11 protein-coding genes are annotated in these 16,695 nt (G+C 53.7%); 3 read left to right on the top strand and 8 right to left on the bottom strand.

Annotation, left to right across the window (positions count from 1 at the left end; all coding sequences use genetic code 11):
• Positions 1-53: 53 nt before the first annotated feature.
• From M2403_RS08830 to M2403_RS08815, 4 genes are all read right to left on the bottom strand, one after another.
• The gene (locus M2403_RS08830) at positions 54-1,034 is read right to left on the bottom strand and encodes a TIM barrel protein (RefSeq protein ID WP_152324613.1); all 981 of its coding nucleotides are present in this window, start codon (positions 1,032-1,034) and stop codon (positions 54-56) included.
• A 186-nt stretch (positions 1,035-1,220) separates the two neighbouring features.
• Positions 1,221-4,469: a type I restriction endonuclease subunit R gene (locus tag M2403_RS08825; protein ID WP_259228953.1), complete on the bottom strand. Its 3,249-nt coding sequence runs from the start codon at positions 4,467-4,469 to the stop codon at positions 1,221-1,223.
• Entirely contained in the window at positions 4,466-5,200 is a 735-nt protein-coding gene (locus M2403_RS08820; RefSeq protein ID WP_259228952.1) for a restriction endonuclease subunit S, read from the bottom strand. The genes M2403_RS08825 and M2403_RS08820 overlap by 4 nt, the downstream gene beginning before the upstream one ends.
• Entirely contained in the window at positions 5,197-7,545 is a 2,349-nt protein-coding gene (locus M2403_RS08815; RefSeq protein ID WP_259228951.1) for a class I SAM-dependent DNA methyltransferase, read from the bottom strand. Before M2403_RS08815 ends, M2403_RS08820 begins: the two co-directional genes overlap by 4 nt.
• 243 nt (positions 7,546-7,788) lie before the next feature.
• On the opposite strand from M2403_RS08815, the gene M2403_RS08810 reads away from it, so the two are divergent.
• Positions 7,789-9,576: a methyl-accepting chemotaxis protein gene (locus tag M2403_RS08810; protein ID WP_259228950.1), complete on the top strand. Its 1,788-nt coding sequence runs from the start codon at positions 7,789-7,791 to the stop codon at positions 9,574-9,576.
• Positions 9,577-9,627: 51 nt separating this feature from the next.
• Here the strand turns inward: M2403_RS08810 and M2403_RS08805 are convergent, their stop codons facing one another.
• The 3 genes from M2403_RS08805 to M2403_RS08795 all read right to left on the bottom strand — a co-directional run bounded on the left by M2403_RS08805 (position 9,628) and on the right by M2403_RS08795 (position 12,381).
• Positions 9,628-10,464: a proline/glycine betaine ABC transporter permease gene (locus M2403_RS08805; RefSeq protein WP_165058550.1), complete on the bottom strand. Its 837-nt coding sequence runs from the start codon at positions 10,462-10,464 to the stop codon at positions 9,628-9,630.
• Between the two features lie 21 nt (positions 10,465-10,485).
• Positions 10,486-11,325, bottom strand: coding sequence for an ATP-binding cassette domain-containing protein (locus M2403_RS08800; RefSeq protein ID WP_152324619.1), 840 nt, complete (start codon positions 11,323-11,325; stop codon positions 10,486-10,488).
• A 123-nt stretch (positions 11,326-11,448) separates the two neighbouring features.
• Entirely contained in the window at positions 11,449-12,381 is a 933-nt protein-coding gene (locus M2403_RS08795; RefSeq protein ID WP_259228949.1) for a LysR substrate-binding domain-containing protein, read from the bottom strand.
• A gap of 105 nt (positions 12,382-12,486) precedes the next feature.
• Between M2403_RS08795 and betC the strand changes: the two genes are divergently transcribed.
• Both betC and choX read left to right on the top strand, forming a co-directional pair.
• Positions 12,487-14,028 (top strand): choline-sulfatase, encoded by a 1,542-nt coding sequence (gene betC / locus M2403_RS08790; protein ID WP_259228948.1) that lies wholly within the window; start codon positions 12,487-12,489, stop codon positions 14,026-14,028.
• Position 14,029: 1 nt separating this feature from the next.
• Complete coding sequence (gene choX / locus M2403_RS08785; RefSeq protein ID WP_259228947.1) at positions 14,030-14,971, top strand: choline ABC transporter substrate-binding protein; 942 nt, start codon at positions 14,030-14,032, stop codon at positions 14,969-14,971.
• Positions 14,972-15,057: 86 nt separating this feature from the next.
• On the opposite strand, the gene M2403_RS08780 is transcribed toward choX, so the two are convergent.
• Positions 15,058-16,224, bottom strand: coding sequence for a M20 aminoacylase family protein (locus M2403_RS08780; RefSeq protein ID WP_165058556.1), 1,167 nt, complete (start codon positions 16,222-16,224; stop codon positions 15,058-15,060).
• Positions 16,225-16,695: the final 471 nt, after the last annotated feature.

The following is a 16,695-nucleotide window of genomic DNA, read 5'->3' as shown; positions in this document are numbered from 1 at the left end:
GATTGTTATTTTTATGGTTATCACAGCGACTCGCGCTGTGGCGGTCGCTTTTATTATTGCGCCAGCATCACGTTGTTCACGATTTGCTGAGAGGCGACGGCATCCTGCCTGCTGATGGCTTCATTCAGCGCCGGGTTGTTTTCGAGCTTTTCACACAGTTTCAGTAAACGGATCACGGTCGCGATATTGGTTTCCGCTTCGCGAACCGGATCCAGGCCACTGGCGTCCGGGAACGTATCGAAGTAATACGCACCTTTATAGCCGTCACGTTTCATTTGCAGCAGGAATTCCAGCGTGGCGCGCGGGTTCACTGAGCCAACCATCAGGCCGTCGTCGCGTTTGCCCCAGCCATCGTTGAGATCCAGCCCGAGCAGGCGTGAACGGCGCGCCACCATCGCCGCGGCAAACGCCGGGACTTCATTGGCAAACAGCACGTGCGCGAAATCCAGCGTGATCCCTAAATTCTTGCAACCGGCTTCTTCCACCGCCAGCAGACAGGTGGTCGCGTTCGGGAAGATGCTGTAAGCGCGCGGTTCGTTGGGTTTGTATTCAATGCTGACGTCGATGTCCGGCGCATATTCCGCCACTTCGCGCACTGCGCTGACCGCGTCTTCCCACATTTTTTTGTAGTCAGCCTGGAAGCAGTAATCGAAACCGTCCTGCCCCATCCACAGGGTCATGATGCTGGCACCGAATTCCCGCCCGGCGTCGATGCCGCGTTTGGTTAATTCAATCGCCTGACGACGAATTTTGGGATCCGGGTTAGTGAATGCGCCGATTTTAAATTCCGGAGCATCCCAGCGCATTTGCATCCCGTTGACCGCCAGCCCGACTTCTTCAATTTTCTGACGCATGGTTTTAACGTCATCAGTCATGTGCTGAGGATAATTCAGGTCCAGATGTGTCAATCCTTTAACCGTAGCTGCACGTTCGATCATTTGCAGCACTGAAGGTTTGCCTTTCAGTTCCGGCCAGTAAAGATAAGCCCCCGAGGCAAACGAGTTCAGACGTGTGGCAAATTTAAGTTCTGACATGGGGTGTCCTTTGTAAACTGATTCGTGATGTACTTTCTTTCTTCACATTATTTCGTGAAGTAGTGCATTACTATCACCAGACGAAAAAACCCGCAAGATCCCCTGCAGGTTTTGTGATCAGATTTGAGAGGAGTTTCACGAAATGAGCTGCAAATAATCAGCGTCAGGCGGATGAAAGGGTGCCGGTTATCCGGCTTTGAGCATATCGAAAATGATCTTTGCATAGCCTTTCGAGACGGCAGGGTTGGAGAGATATTGCATCATTATGTTCTGCTGCGCGGCATTACTGTCCATCACCGCTTCATCAGCTGCTTTGATGAAATCGCCCAGCATCGCCTGCTCCGGCGTGTTATTGGCAATCTGCTTCATGACCTTTTTATTTTCAGAAATTTTGCCGCACGTCGCGTGCAAGCTGCTGATCAGATCTTTGTCAGTCAGGTTGTCAGTGATAAACAGCTCATTTAGCCTTCCCAAAACCTGCGACATAAACTCCTCTTTCCTGTCTTTCGGTTTTGCCGTTCCGACATCGTTGCCCGGCTGTAAACCGTCACCCTCGTTTCCCGCTTTCAGTCTGATATGTTGCTCGCGGATCTTCGACAGCCGGTAATGGCTCATGACGACGTTATTCAAATCGACGTCGTCTTCCTGCACTTTCAGATCCCTGAGCAGCGGGCGCAGATGGCGGGCGAACAGGCTGAGTTTTTCGAGATCTTTATTGTCGTAATCAACAATCTGCGAAATGAATTCATAGAAACGCACAAAGCTGCCCAGATCCTTTCTGAAAATCTCCAGCCGGTCTTTTTCCTGTTTGCACTCTTTAAACGCATTTTCCGCATTGGCGATCAGCACCGGATCCTGCGTTTTTTGGGTGCGCTCAAACATCTTTTTAGCCAGCAGATAGGCGTCCGTCGCCGAGAGATAGCGCTGATCCCAGCGGTTCACGGCGGGTTTGCAAATGTTGCTCAGCGCCGCGCTGGATTTATTCTGCGTGTAGAACGCCGTGCAAAACTGTTCTACCTCGCTCCAGTTAAAAATTCCGCTGGTGCGCAGCTTTTCGAACAGCTCGAACACCAGTGCCGGGTCGCTGATATCGAGCAGTTCGGCAGTCTGATAATAGGGCTGGAATGCCTGCAAAATATCATCGGGCTGGTTGTAGAAATCGAGAATAAACGTGCCTGATTCTGCTTTACCGGGATATGTGCGGTTCAGCCGTGACAAGGTTTGCACACATTCGACGCCGCCGAGCGGTTTATCAACGTACATCGCGCACAGCTTCGGCTGATCAAAACCGGTCTGGAATTTGTTCGCCACCAGCATCACCTGATAATCATCGCTGTCGAACGCCTTGCGCATATCGCGCCCTTTCAGGCCGGGATTCATGTTCATTTCGGTGAATTTTTGGTTGAGGTACGCCGCGCTGTCCGGATCGCTTTCGCGAAATTCCACTTCACCGGTGAACGCCACCATCGCACTGATTTTGCCGCAATGGTTTTCACTGATGTATTTATCGAAGGCCAGTTTGTAGCGCACCGCTTCCTTGCGCGAACGGGTCACGACCATGGCTTTCGCCTGCCCGCCGAGCAGGTGCATGACGTGATTTTTGTAGTGTTCAGCGATCACTTTCACCTTCTGAGAGATGTTGTAATCGTGCAGGCGCACCCACTGGCTGAGGCGGGTTTTCGCCCGTTTGCTGTCGACCTCTTTATCGGCGTTGGCCTGCTTTTGCGCCAGTTTGTATGCCACGGAATAGGTGACGTAATTCTTCAACACATCGAGGATAAAACCTTCTTCAATCGCCTGACGCATGGAATAAACGTGGAAAGCCGCCGGTTTATTGGTTTTTGACGCCGGTGCATTCGGGTCGGGTAACCGGCCGAACAGCTCGAGGGTTTTAGCTTTCGGCGTGGCGGTAAACGCGTAGTAATTGAGATGATTACTGCCGCGACGCGCGGCCATGGTGGCGTCCATAATGTCTTCGGATGACAACTCAGCGTCGTCGTCCGTGGCTTCGAGCATCAGCACTTCTTTCAGCTGCCGCGCGGTCGACCCGCTTTGCGACGAATGCGCCTCATCGGCAATCACTGCGTACTGACGCTGTTTCAGGCTCAGGCTGTTTTCAATGGCTTTGAGCACAAACGGGAAAGTCTGGATCGTCACGATAATGATCGGCTGCGAGCTTTCCAGCGCAGCCGCCAGTTTGTCGGCTTTCGAACCGTCACCGATTTTGTTGCTGATCCGCCCGACCACGCCGTCGGCATGTTCAAACTGATCGATGGTGTCCTGAAGCTGATCGTCGAGCACCGTGCGGTCGGTGACAACAATCACCGAGTGAAACTGTTTTTCACCGTTGGCGGCATACAGCCGGGAAAGCTGGTGCGTCACCCAGGCAATTGAATTGGATTTCCCGGAACCGGCGCTGTGCTGAATCAGGTATTTATGCCCGCAGCCCTCTTGCGTCGCGGCGCGCACCAGTTTGCTCACCACATCCCACTGATGATAGCGCGGGAAAATCAGCGTCTCTTTTTTGAATTTCAGCCCCTGCCAGTCTTCTTTTTCTTCGATTTGCAGATGGACGTAGCATTCCAGGATCGTCAGCAAATTATCCGGCAGCAGCACTTCGTTCCACAGATACGCGGTCGCGTAGGTATTGGTGTCCGCTGACGCCGGATTGCCTTTTGCACCTTCCGCTGTGCCTTTGTTGAACGGCAGAAATAACGTCTCACCGCCCGCCAGCCGGGTGGTCATAAACACGTCAAACTGACTGACGGCAAAATGCACCAGCGCGCCGCGTTTAAACGTCAGCAGCGGTTCGGGCTTTTTGGTTTGCGGATCTTTTGGCAGGCGCGTCGTTTTGTACTGTGAAATCGCACTTTGCACCGACTGTTTGAATTCGGATTTCAGCTCCAGCGTCGCAACCGGCAGGCCGTTGACGAACAACACCAGATCGATACGCCAGTTTTTAGCTTTACTGCCGGTGGCCGCAAAATGTTCCGCGCTGGCATACGGGCTGTAAATCAGCTCCGGCACCACGCGGCAGATATTTTGCTGATACCGCGCCAGCGTGTCGGGGTTCAGCCCGTGCTCCGGTTTGAACTGGCACAGTTTAAAACTGGCGTTACGGATATTGAGGGGATGCCGCAACACGCCAAGCGTACCGAACGTGCGCGAATGTTTGTCGGTGTCATTTTCACCGGCTTTTTGCAGCCGCGCGACCAGTGCATCGAGGAAATACCGTTCAGCCTCCTGCGGATACACCCGCGCCAGCTTCTCCCACTCTTTCGGCTGCGTGGTTTGCACAAAAGCCAGCACATCCTGCGTGTACAGCGCCCGCACGCGATCGTAGCCCTCGCCTTTGCCGGTTTTCCAGCCGCTGGCAACCATCTGCGCAACCATTTCATCCTGAAAAATCCGCTCTCTGGTAGGATCCGACATCATGCCATCACCTCGTCGGATTCAGTTTGCGTGACAGGAACCTGCCAGTCACGCACGTCGATTTTGCCGGTGACAGCGGCGGAAATCAGGGCGGTGCGACGTTCTTTAAGGAGTTCTATTTGTAGCAGTTGCAGGTCGATCAATTTGTCGATTTTGGCGGTTTCGTGATCGAGGAAGGCGGCGATTTGAGTTTGTTCTTTAAATTTTGGTGAAGCATAGGAAAAATTAACAAAAGTATCTTGATATAAATGAACGATTGTACTGCCAGTTTTATTGTAATCTACGAAATCAGTAAATACTCTCGACTGTAATAACCAAAAATAAAATCCAGATAAAAAATTACTTTCTAATGGTCTAACAACAAAAACACCACTATTTAAAGTAGCTTTCTCATTAATAGCTAATTGTTGTACTAATGCAACTTTACCTATAGTTCCATCTTTAGTAATTAAGAGATCACCATTTTTAAGTTGGATATAAGGATCTTGTTCATAACGTTTCAAGTCGCAATGGTAACAGTCACTCCAACTAATATTGGTAGATTTGAAATCACTACCGGTAACTAAATATGGCCCTTCATCAGTAAAATCATCTGATTTTAATCCATGCCAACCCACTCTCGCCTTTACATAAGCTTCATATTTGACTTGTGTTAAATTCCATCGCGATGGATAAGCTCCAATCCACATAATATTTGAATCTACGTAATTATTACTATTAGGGAGTTTGCTCATGAATGCACCTCCTGCAACAACTTCATGATTTCGGCGCTGATGGCATCAAGGTCGGCGTCGATCTCTTTCAGATCGCGTGGCGGCTGATAGACATAGAAGTGGCGGTTGAACGGGATCTCGTAACCGACGACGCCGATCTCGTTATCTTTGGCATCGCGTTTGTCGGCGTTGATCCAGGCGTCGGGGACGTGCGGTTTTACCTCACGTTCGAAATAGCTTTCGACAAGCAGGCTGGTGGGGATGGCAGGATTGAGCGGGACGTTTTCGTTATCGCGTAAATCGCCATCCGGCTCAAATTCCACCACTTTACCTTTGTAGCGAAACGCGCCGTACAACGGCTGTTCACTCTCTTTCAGGACTTTCTTCACCACCGGTTCGGCTGAAGGATTTTTGGTAGTCACGGCATCAATCAATTGCTTTTTCTCTCTGGTATCCAGCTTTACGCAAGCGATACTGATTGCCGTTTTCAGTGAGCTCTCAAACTGATTAAAATTATTGCTGGCGTTGTGTTTACCGCCTTCGGTAACACCAAACGCGCTCTGGATCTGACGGGCTTTCTCCATCAGCGTGCGTTGCGCCAGCCACAGGTTGGGATCGAGAAGATCTTTAATCTGTTTCTCTTTCAGCTCGGGGAAATCGGCTTTGATAATGGCGCGGGCTTCGGTTTCCACATCGCTAAAATCGCCGTAAGTCTGCGCATTCCACGGCGCGGCGAAATCCTGATACAACCGTTCCATCGGCGCGTTCAGCGGCTTTGGCGCGAAACGCAGCGCGGCAATGGCGTCGTCGGTAATCTGCGACGTCAGGCGCAGCGGGCGTTCAATGGTCAGGCGGCGGTAACCGAAATCCGTACTCGCGAAGATTTTGCTGGCGAAGGTTTTCGGTGCGTCTTTTTTGCTGCTGGCGGACTGACGCCCCCGGCCAGATTTTTGCTCCGGCGCTTTCTCCAGCCCCAGCTCGTGTAACGGCGTCGGGCCGGTGGCGCTGAAATCGCCGAATGTGCGGGTGATCAGCGCGATATCGTCCGCGCCCATCAGGTTGCGTTTGGAACCGAGGGATTTGCGCATTTTGCCACACAAGTTCGAGCCGTCGATCAGCTGAACTTTGCCTTTGCGCGCCACGTCTTTGTGGTTCGACAGGATCCACACATAGGTGGAAATGCCGGTGTTGTAGAACATGTCGGTCGGCAGCGCGATGATGCCCTCGAGCAGATCGGCTTCAAGAATATGGCGGCGGATTTCGCTTTCGCCGCTCCCTGCGCCGCCGGTAAACAGCGGCGAACCGTTGAGGATAATCCCGATGCGGCTGCCCGCCGCGCTGCCGTTATCGCGCATTTTGCTGATGAGGTGCAGGAGGAATAACAGCGAGCCGTCGGAGACGCGTGGCAGCCCGGCGCCGAAACGGCCATCAAAGCCTTTCACAGAATGCTCGTCACTGATGTCGCTTTCGATTTTCTTCCAGTCCACGCCGAACGGCGGGTTGGAGAGCATGTAATCGAATTTTTCTGCCGGCAGCTGATCGTTAGAGAGCGTATTGCCGAGTTTAATCAGGCTGACGTCCTGCCCTTTGATCAGCATGTCGGCTTTGCAGATGGCGTAGGATTCGGGGTTCAGTTCCTGGCCGAAGGCGCGCATCACGGCGTTCGGATTCAGCTCGTTAACGTATTCCATGCCCGCCGACAAAAAGCCGCCGGTTCCCGCCGTCGGATCATAAATCGTGAGGATAATCCCGTCGCGCGTCAGCCCTTCGTCGTCCTTCATAAACACCAGCGCAGTGGTCAGGCGCACGATGTCGCGCGGCGTAAAGTGCTCACCGGCGGTGTCGTTCGAGCCTTCGGCGAAGCGGCGGATCAGCTCTTCAAACACAAATCCCATGTCATGATTGGACACGGCAGCGGGGCTTAAATCGGTGGTGGCAAACTTCTGTACGACTTTGAACAGCAGATTGGCTTCGTCCAGCAGGCTGACAAACTCGCTGAATTTGAAATACTCGAAGATTTCGCGGGCATCCTGCGAGAAGCTCTGGACGTAGTTTTCGAGATTATCGCGGATGCCGTTTTGCCCGAGTTTACTGAGGCTCATCGGCGAGGTGTTAAAAAACGACAAACCGTCTGCGGCGCGCAAAATCAGCTTTTCCTGCGCCTCTTGCGGCAGGTTCATGCTTTTGATTTTTCCGGCCTGCGCCACCACCGCGTCTTTGCTTTTTTCCAGCACACATTCGAGGCGGCGAAGTAAGGTAAACGGCAAAATCACGCGGCCATACTGGGATTGCTTAAAATCACCGCGCAGCAAATCAGCCACCGACCAGATAAAGGCGGCTGTTTGCGAAAAGTCCATTTTAGTCATGATGTGTTCCGTGAGATCGAATAAAAACCGCATACAAAAAAGGGGTTTTAATTAGACGCCAAAATCACACGAAACTCAATAATTCGATCTAAATCAATATGTTAGGAACATTTTTAAAACAAATACCTTACGACTACAGCTATCACACCTTCATTCCTCATCCATTATTTTTTGTGACACACCTCAAGTTTTTCGCCTTTCTGCCGTTATCTAAATCTTAAGATTCCTTCCAGGGAAACGCCCATGTTAAAGACCATCCGTTCGCGCATTATTACAGCCTGCATCGCCATTGTGGCCTGCTCGCTGGTGATCAATACCTTCCTCAGTTACACCGTTGCAGCTAAATACAACAGTCAGGCGACAGATACCACGCTGAACGCCCTGACCTCCAGCCACACGCAAGGGATCAGCGATTGGGTCAGTTCAAAAACAGGGATGATTGTTTCACTTCAGTCAGTTGCGTTAACGGAAGATCCGGTTCCGGTACTTAAACAAATTGCCAGCGCGGGCGGGTTTACTAACGTCTACGTCGGTTATGCAAATAAAACCGCAAAATTCTCCGATCCGACCGGCGTGCCGTCCGATTACGATCCGACCGGCCGCCCGTGGTACAGGCAGGCAGCCGAAGCCGGGCATCCGGTCGCCACGCCGCCGTATATTGATGCCGGCACCGGTAAGTTAGTGGTCACATTCGCCGTACCCGTGATGGACGGCGGCACGCTGAAAGCCATTGTCGCCGGTGATGTCTCGATGGACAGCGTGGTGAATAACGTCAATACCCTCCATCCGACGCCCGGCAGTTTCGGGATGCTGGTGGATAAGTCCGGTGTCATCATCGCGCACCCGGACGATAAGCTGGCCCTGAAACCGTTCAGCTCGCTGGCGGAAGGCGTGAATTTGCAGGATTTATTCGCAGCGAAAACGCCGGTGGATATTCAGCTGAATGGCGCAACAAAGCGCGTTCGGGCTCTGCCGGTCGCGGGCACCGAATGGTACACGCTTGTATTGCAGGACAAGAGGGAGTCAACGGCGGGTATGCGTTCGCTGCTGACCTCTTCGGTGATTACGCTGATTGTGATCGTGCTGATTTCGGCCGCCGTGATTGGCCTGATCATCACCCGATCGTTCCGCCGTTTGTCGGTGGTGCGCGATACGCTTAACGCCATCAGCTCCGGTGAGGACGATCTGACCCAGCGCTTACCGACCGACGGCCACGACGAGGTGACGCAAATCGCCCATGCGTTCAATACGTTCGTGGATAAACTCAGCAAGGTGATGTCCGAAATCCGCACCACCAGCGAATCCGTTAAAATTGCCGCCGACGAAATTGCCGCCGGGAATAACGATTTGTCGGGCCGTACCGAATCCGCGGCAGCCAGCCTGCAACAAACCGCCGCGTCGCTGGAGCAGATCACCGCTACGGTTTCTCAGTCTGCCAGTTCCGCTAAACAGGCCAGCGCGACGGCGAAATCCGCCTCAGAAGCCGCCACACGTGGCGACGAAGTGGTGACGAAAGTCATTACGACGATGGAAACGATTGAAAGCGCGTCGTCAAAAATCGGCGATATCACTGGTGTCATCGACGGCATTGCGTTCCAGACCAACATTCTGGCGCTGAACGCCGCGGTTGAAGCCGCGCGTGCAGGGGAACAGGGGCGTGGATTTGCCGTGGTCGCCAGCGAAGTGCGCAGTCTGGCACAGCGCAGCGCGCAGGCAGCAAAAGAAATTAAAGTGCTGATTGAATCGACGGTGAGCAGCGTGGCGTCGGGTTCCGCGCAGGTGCGGCTGGCCAGCGACAGCATGAGTGAAATCGTCAGTAACGTCTCGAACGTCAGCAGCGTGATGATGGAAATCACCCACGCGTCCGAAGAACAGATGCTGAGCATTCATGAAATCAACAAGGCGATTACCCAGCTTGATGGCATGGTGCAGCAGAATGCGGCGATGGTTCAGGAATCTACCGGCGCGGCGTCAGCCTTGCAGGAACAGGCCACCGGTCTGGCACTCGCCGTCGGGCATTTCCGCGTGTAAGTCTTATTGATGAAATCAGAAGGTCAGACGCTGTCACACGTCTGGCCTATTTTACGCCCTGCCGCCCTGTTTACGGGCAAAACTGGCCGACAGCCGGTCCAGCAAAATCGCCATCAGCACCACCACAATTCCACTTTGTAACCCGAGTCCGATATCCAGCTGCTGAATACTGCTGAGAATATCATTTCCCAGACCACCGGCTCCGACCATCGAGGCGATAATCACCATCGACATTGCCATCATAATCGTCTGGTTCACGCCCGCCATAATTGCCGGTTGCGCGGCAGGTAGCTGCACTTTCCACAGCAACTGCCACGGCGTACAGCCAAACGCCAGCCCGGCTTCGATACGCGCCTGACTCACCTGGCGGATCCCCAGATCCGTGAGGCGCACCACCGGCGGCATGGAAAATAAGATGGTGGCAAAAATGCCCGGCGGACGCCCGAGGCCAAACAAAATGGTCGCGGGGATCAGATAAACAAATGCGGGCATGGTCTGCATGAAGTCCATCAGCGTGCGCACGACACTGCCGACGGTGGCGCGGCGTGCGCTCCAGATCCCCAGCGGAATGCCAAACAGCAGGCTGAAAAATGTCGAGGAAAGCGTCAGCGCCAGCGTGATGGACGCGTGATCGCTGTAGCCGCTGTAAACGATGTAAAGCGTGGCGAGCAATGCAAACAGCGCGAAGCCTTTGCCAATACGCCAGAAGCCAATCGCGACGGCCAGAAACACCAACCCCCACGGCGAGAGCCAGCCGGTCAGGGTTTCGAGGCCGCCGGCAACGGCGTCGATGCCAGCCGAAAGGCCATCAAAAAAACCACCGGCATGCACCAGCAGTGCGTGAATGGCGCTGTCGATCTGACGGCTAAAATCTAAGGGATAGGCCATAACGTTCTCTGCATAAAAGACTTAAAGAGTCGGCTGCCAGACATCGGCGAAAGATTCTGCCAGCTGCCAGCGCGAGGTATCCACGCCGGAGAAGAAGTGTCGGACGTAAGGCGACGCCGGAGCGTTAATGATGTTTTCCGGCGTTCCGACCTGCACCAGTTTGCCCTCTTCCATAATCGCAATGCGCGTCCCCAGACGCAGCGCTTCTTCCATATCGTGGGTAACGAAAACCACCGTGCGCTGTTGTTCTGCCTGAAGCACCAGCAGCAATGACTGCATATCACGGCGGATAATCGGATCCAGCGCCGAGAACGCCTCATCCATCAGCAACACCGCAGGGTTCACCACCAGCGCCCGCGCCAGCCCGACGCGCTGCTGCATGCCGCCGGAAAGCTGATGCGGATACTGCGCGGCAACGTGCGCCAGCCCGACCTTTTCCAGCATCGCGTGCGCCCGTTTGTGCCGTTCGTCACGGCTGACGCCCGACACTTCCAGCCCGAACGCCACGTTATCGAGCACGGTGCGTTCGTCAAACAGCGCAAACGACTGAAAAACCATGCCAATCTGGCTGCGGCGCAGTTCAATCATTTCGCGGGCATTCAGGCTGCCCAGCGCCTGCCCCTGAAACAGGACATCGCCGGAACCCGGCTGAATGAGAAAATTGAGCGTGCGCAGCAGCGTCGATTTCCCCGAGCCGGAAAGCCCGACAATAACAAAAATCTCACCGGCTGTTATTTGCAAACTAATATCGTCCAGCGCATTGACCGGCGGTTTATTCTCCTCGCGGGAAAACAGTTTCTTTCCGGTAGAGGGAGAATAACTTTTAAAAACACGACGTAACTCGATGATGGATTGCGTCATAATGGTTTCGCACTCTGTTAATTATCCTGACACGCTAACTCAAAATAATAAAATAAGTGATGTCTTTTGGGATTCTATATAGAGTTATTTCGCATTAGCTTATGACCATTTGTGAAATACACTCTATTTCTGCCGGGAAACAGGGGCGGAATGATGATGAAAATTCCATGCTTCATTTAACAGCCAGCGGGTCACTTTTTCCTGCTGTACGGACGCCGGTTTACTGCCGGAAGAGATGAGATAATAGCCCCGTTCTGTGCGCACTTCCGGCCCGCAAACGAACAACTGACGGCTTTCCAGCAGCGCCGAAATCAGCGGCCGCCAGCCGAGCGCAATCCCCTGTCCTTCGACCGCGGCCTGGATCACCAGCGAGTACGCATTAAAGGTGCGCGATCCGGCGTGATGCTGTGCAGGCAAGCCCTGCGAATGGAACCAGTCTTCCCACGTCAGCCAGCGCTGCGGACGGGTTTCCGGCAGCTTCAGCAGCGGGAAATTCATCAGTTTTTCCGGCAGCGGATTATCGCCAAGTTTATCCATAACCACCTGATTACAGACAGGAATAACATCCTCGGGAAACAGCTTTTGCGCATGCGTCCCCGGCCAGTTACCGTTGCCAAAATAGATCGCCAGATGGGCGTTGTTATCACGAAAATTATAGTCATTCGGCGAAGTCGACACCTGCACTTCCACACCCGGGATCAGTGCCTGAATCGCGTTCATCCGCGGCATCAGCCAGTAGGTGGCGAAGCCCATATCGGTGTCAATCCGCAGCGTACTGCGCTGATATCGCGTGCGTTCTATCTGCTCGCTGATGTCGCTCAGGCTGGCGCGGACAATCTGGTAAAGCGCACTGCCCGATTCGGTCAGTTGCACGCCCCGGTGACGCCGTTCAAACAGCGGTCCGTTGAGCAGATTTTCCAGCATCTGAATACGCTGACTGACCGCCGGTTGCGAAAGTCCGAGCTCATTTCCCGCTGCGGTAAAATTACCGTGTCGCGCGGCCGCTTCAAATACCACTAAAACCTGCAACGGAGGCAATTCTAATTTTCCTGCCATAAACCCACCTTATGCCATGATAATTTAATAACCTCTTCACAGAATTAAAAAGGCATGCGATAAAAATATCACGATTTGCTAATTAATTTTTCTTTCAGGCTAACTATGCTTATAAATAAACCGAATATCGTTATTCTCATGGCCGATCAGTTAACCGCCGGGGCATTACGCACCTACGGAAATAATGTCAGCCTGACGCCCAATATCGACAAACTGGCCGACGAAGGCGTGGTCTTTGAATCCGCCTACTGCAACAGCCCGCTGTGCGCCCCTTCCCGTGCGGCGCTGATGACCGGCCAGTTTTTGTCAAACAACGGTGTCTACGACAACGCCGCTGAATTTCGCGCCGACTCGCCGACCTTCTGCCATTACCTGCGCGAACAGGGTTACCAGACCTGGCTTTCCGGCAAGATGCATTTTTGCGGCCCGGATCAGTTGCACGGTTTTGACGAGCGCCTGACCACCGATATTTATCCGGCAGATTTTGGCTGGACGCCGGACTGGGCAAACCCGGAACGCCGTCTGGACTGGTTCCACAACATGAGTTCAGTGCTGGAAGCCGGTGAGTGTGTACGTACTAACCAGCTGGATTTCGATGATGAAGCGCTGTTTATGGCGCGCCAGCGGTTGTACGACGCAGCACGGAAACCGGACGATAAGCCGTTTCTGCTCCTGCTTTCACTGACGCATCCGCATGATCCGTTTGCCATTCCGCGCCGTTATCTCGACCGCTTCAACGCGGAAGATATCGACCTGCCGAAAACCGGCGCGGGCGATGTGGAAGACGACGCGCACTCGCAGCGCCTGCGCGCCATGTATCAGCTCGAAGACGGTTTGCTCAGCGACGAACAAATCCGCCGCGCCCGTCACGCCTATTACGGCTCAATTGCCTACGTGGATGACTGTTTTGGTGAAGTGGTCCGCACGCTTGAAGAAACCGGTCAGGCAGAAAACACTGTGGTATTTGTGATTGCCGACCACGGCGAAATGCTGGGTGAACGCGGGCTATGGTACAAAATGACCTTCTTCGAAGGTGCCGTGCGCGTACCGCTGATTGTCCATAATCCGAAACGCTTTGCGCCCCGCCGCGTCGGCGGCAACGTCTCTCTGGTGGATTTACTGCCGACGTTCACCGAACTGGCGGGCGGCGCGGAACGCCTTGAGCACCCGGTTGCACCGCTCGACGGCCACAGTCTGGTGCCACATCTTAACGGCCAGCCGGGGCCGGACGAAGCCTGCGCTGAATATCTGGCGGAAGGCGCGATTGAGCCGATGGTGATGATCCGCCGCGGGCCGTGGAAATACATTCATTCGCTGACTGAAGCGCCACATTTGTACCAGCTTGAGCAGGATCCGTTTGAGCTGAAAAACCTCGCAGCGCTGGCCGAACATAGCGATACCGTCGCGGCGTTTGCGGCCGAAATCGCCGCCCGCTGGGATTTAAATACCCTGAATAAACAGGTTCGCGCCAGCCAGTTAAAACGGCTGTATCTGACCGAAATCGCCGGGCGGGATGCCATTCCGCAATGGGATTTCCAGCCGCATCAGGCCGCTTCGCACCGTTTTATCCGTAACCACCAGACGCTGGACGAGCAGGAAGCTTTTGCCCGTTACCCGCGCCCTAATAAACACCCGACCGGGGAATAAGATGATGATAAAAAGACTCACCACGCTGATGCTTCTGGCCAGTGCCAGCCTGCTGCCGCAGAGCAGTTTCGCCGCTGACGACGCCCGATGTGTCACCGTTAATCAGTCCGACCCCGGCTGGACGGATATTGCGGCGACCAACGCCGTGTCCGGCGTGGTGCTGAACGCGCTGGGTTATCAGCAAAAAGTGCAAAACCTTTCCGTCGCGCTGGCATTTCAGGGATTGAAAACCGGCCAGCTGGATGTGTTTTTAGGTAACTGGATGCCCGCACAGGCACCGGTTATCGCGAAATTCACCGATGACATCAGCGTCATCGGCGCTAATTTACCGGCGGCCAAATTTACGCTGGCCGTACCGGATTACGTGGCAAAAGCGGGCGTGAAGGATTTCGCCGATCTGGAGAAATACGCGGATAAGTTTGATCACAAGATCTACGGCATCGCGCCGGGCGCACCGGCAAATCAGAACATTAAGAAGATGATCGACCAGCATGATTTTGGTTTGCAAAACTGGAATCTGGTGGAGTCGAGCGAAAGCGGCATGCTGGCGCAGGTAACGCGGGCAGTGGATCGCAAGCAATGGATTGTGTTTCTCGGCTGGGAACCGCATGCCATGAACACGCGCTTTAAGCTGACGTATCTGAGCGGTGGCGATAAATGGTTTGGTGCGAACTATGGCAGTGCGACGGTGAACACCGTGACGCGCAAAGGTTTTGCCGGACAGTGCCCGAATCTCAACCGTTTCTTCACGCAGCTGAAATTTAACGTACCGCTGGAAAACGCCATCATCACCCGCGTGCTCGATGACAAGCAAAGCCCGGAAGACGCCGCCCGCGCCGAACTGGCGAAACATCCGGAACTGCTGACCGGCTGGCTGAACGGCGTGACCACCCGCGACGGTCAACCGGCAGAAAGCACGGTGAAAAAAGCGCTGGGGATCTGATCGCCCGGAGTAAACACAAAAAAAGCCAGGCAACTTATGTGCCTGGCTTTTTTGTGTCGGACGTTTATCAGTCCGTCGTCCGCCGTTTAAGCGTCTGCATCTTTCAGCTGTCTTTCCACCAGAGTTACCCAGATGCCGATGCCCAGAGGAATGAGATCATCATTAAAATCGAAACGGGCATTGTGCAGCGACGCGGAAGGTTCTGCGCCGTCGGCACCCAGCCAGAAATAAGCCCCGGGACATCGCTCAAGCAAATACGCAAAATCTTCTGCCGCCATCGAGGGCGGATTATTGAAATGCACTTTTGTTACGCCCGGCGAGTGCTCTGCGGCTTCGCGCACATTTTCGGCCTGCGCCGGATGGTTTTTCGTGACCGGATAACCGAACTCCCAGCGAACTTCGCCTGTAACACCAAACGGCAGCGGCACGGACTTGACGTATTCTTCAATCAACCGCCAGCAGGTCATGCGCGTTTCATTGCTCTGGCAGCGCAGCGTGCCGGACATGTGCAGCGTTTCCGGGATCACGTTGATTGCCTCGCCCGCCTGTAATTGCGTCAGGCTGATCACCGTTTGTTCCAGCGGCGACAAGCGACGTGAAATCAGACTTTGCAGCGACAAAATCAGCTGCGCGCCGGCCACCACCGGATCCGCACCCAGTTCCGGCATCGCCGCATGGCAGCCTTTGCCGGTGAGCGTGATGTGAAAATTATCCTGCGACGCCATCATCGCGCCCTGGCTGACCGCCACTTCACCGACCGGCAGGCCGGGCCAGTTATGCAGCGCGTACACTTCCTGCATCGGAAAATGTTCAAACAGCCCTTCATTAACCATCATCTGGCCGCCCCCGGCATTCTCTTCCGCCGGCTGGAAAATGAAATGTACCGTGCCACGAAAATGGCGGTTTTCACTGAGATGTCGCGCCGCGCCGAGTAACGTCGCCGTATGGCCATCGTGGCCACAGGCATGCATCAGGCCGGGATTTTGCGAGACGTGTTCGAAATCATTGAGTTCCTGAATCGGCAGCGCATCGATATCCGCGCGCAGGCCGATTGAAGGCCCGTCGCCGTTGCGCAGGGTCGCGACAATACCTGTTCCGGCGAGTCCGGTGTGGACGTCCAGGCCGAAAGACAGCAGCAGTTCACTGATTTTTCGCGAAGTATGATGTTCATTCAGACCCAGCTCTGGCCGGGTGTGGAGTTCACGGCGTAACTGTTTGGCTTGTTTAATAATCTGCTCGGAAATGACCGCCATAAACCCTCTGTGCTGATCTGAATTCAGTGCGGCGGGCCTGACCCGCGGGCACATTGTTAATTTAAAGTATCACATTCAGAACGATTGGGTTAAACGTCAAATAAGGCCCCCATCGCTGGTCAGAGGATGCGGATTTGCCCGCCTTGCGCATTTTCAGAATTTGCCCAGTATTTGCCGGATCATTCAGTTGTGCTTGAATGAAAAACGCCCCTGAAATCGTACTTTTATTGCGCGCAATCGTTATTCAGAATTGCTAAGTTATATTACCGCTCCCTCCTGCATGAAATTTGCCTTAATACAGTTTTTTATCTTTATCAACATTAAAACTTTCATTCCACATAAAAATTACATTTATATTAATTCAACAATAAAATTAACCTTTAATATTATCTCACGCCACCAACCTGGTTTTGTAATTTAAATATTTCTGGTCAGTAACAATGAATCATTGCATAGTAGTTTCGTCATGGA

Origin of the sequence: Rahnella sp. BIGb0603, assembly GCF_024808755.1 — a bacterium.
GTDB lineage: Bacteria > Pseudomonadota > Gammaproteobacteria > Enterobacterales > Enterobacteriaceae > Rahnella > Rahnella contaminans.
This window is presented reverse-complemented; position numbering and strand designations above follow the sequence as displayed.

What these genes read in the sequence shown, in the direction of transcription:
- M2403_RS08820 (WP_259228952.1), bottom strand. Translation starts at nt 5,200, where the DNA reads ATGAGCAAACTCCCTAATAGTAATAATTACGTAGATTCAAATATTATG.
- M2403_RS08805 (WP_165058550.1), bottom strand. Translation starts at nt 10,464, where the DNA reads ATGGCCTATCCCTTAGATTTTAGCCGTCAGATCGACAGCGCCATTCAC.
- M2403_RS08815 (WP_259228951.1), bottom strand. Translation starts at nt 7,545, where the DNA reads ATGACTAAAATGGACTTTTCGCAAACAGCCGCCTTTATCTGGTCGGTG.
- M2403_RS08800 (WP_152324619.1), bottom strand. Translation starts at nt 11,325, where the DNA reads ATGACGCAATCCATCATCGAGTTACGTCGTGTTTTTAAAAGTTATTCT.
- choX (WP_259228947.1), top strand. Translation starts at nt 14,030, where the DNA reads ATGATGATAAAAAGACTCACCACGCTGATGCTTCTGGCCAGTGCCAGC.
- M2403_RS08780 (WP_165058556.1), bottom strand. Translation starts at nt 16,224, where the DNA reads ATGGCGGTCATTTCCGAGCAGATTATTAAACAAGCCAAACAGTTACGC.
- M2403_RS08830 (WP_152324613.1), bottom strand. Translation starts at nt 1,034, where the DNA reads ATGTCAGAACTTAAATTTGCCACACGTCTGAACTCGTTTGCCTCGGGG.
- M2403_RS08795 (WP_259228949.1), bottom strand. Translation starts at nt 12,381, where the DNA reads ATGGCAGGAAAATTAGAATTGCCTCCGTTGCAGGTTTTAGTGGTATTT.
- M2403_RS08810 (WP_259228950.1), top strand. Translation starts at nt 7,789, where the DNA reads ATGTTAAAGACCATCCGTTCGCGCATTATTACAGCCTGCATCGCCATT.
- betC (WP_259228948.1), top strand. Translation starts at nt 12,487, where the DNA reads ATGCTTATAAATAAACCGAATATCGTTATTCTCATGGCCGATCAGTTA.
- M2403_RS08825 (WP_259228953.1), bottom strand. Translation starts at nt 4,469, where the DNA reads ATGATGTCGGATCCTACCAGAGAGCGGATTTTTCAGGATGAAATGGTT.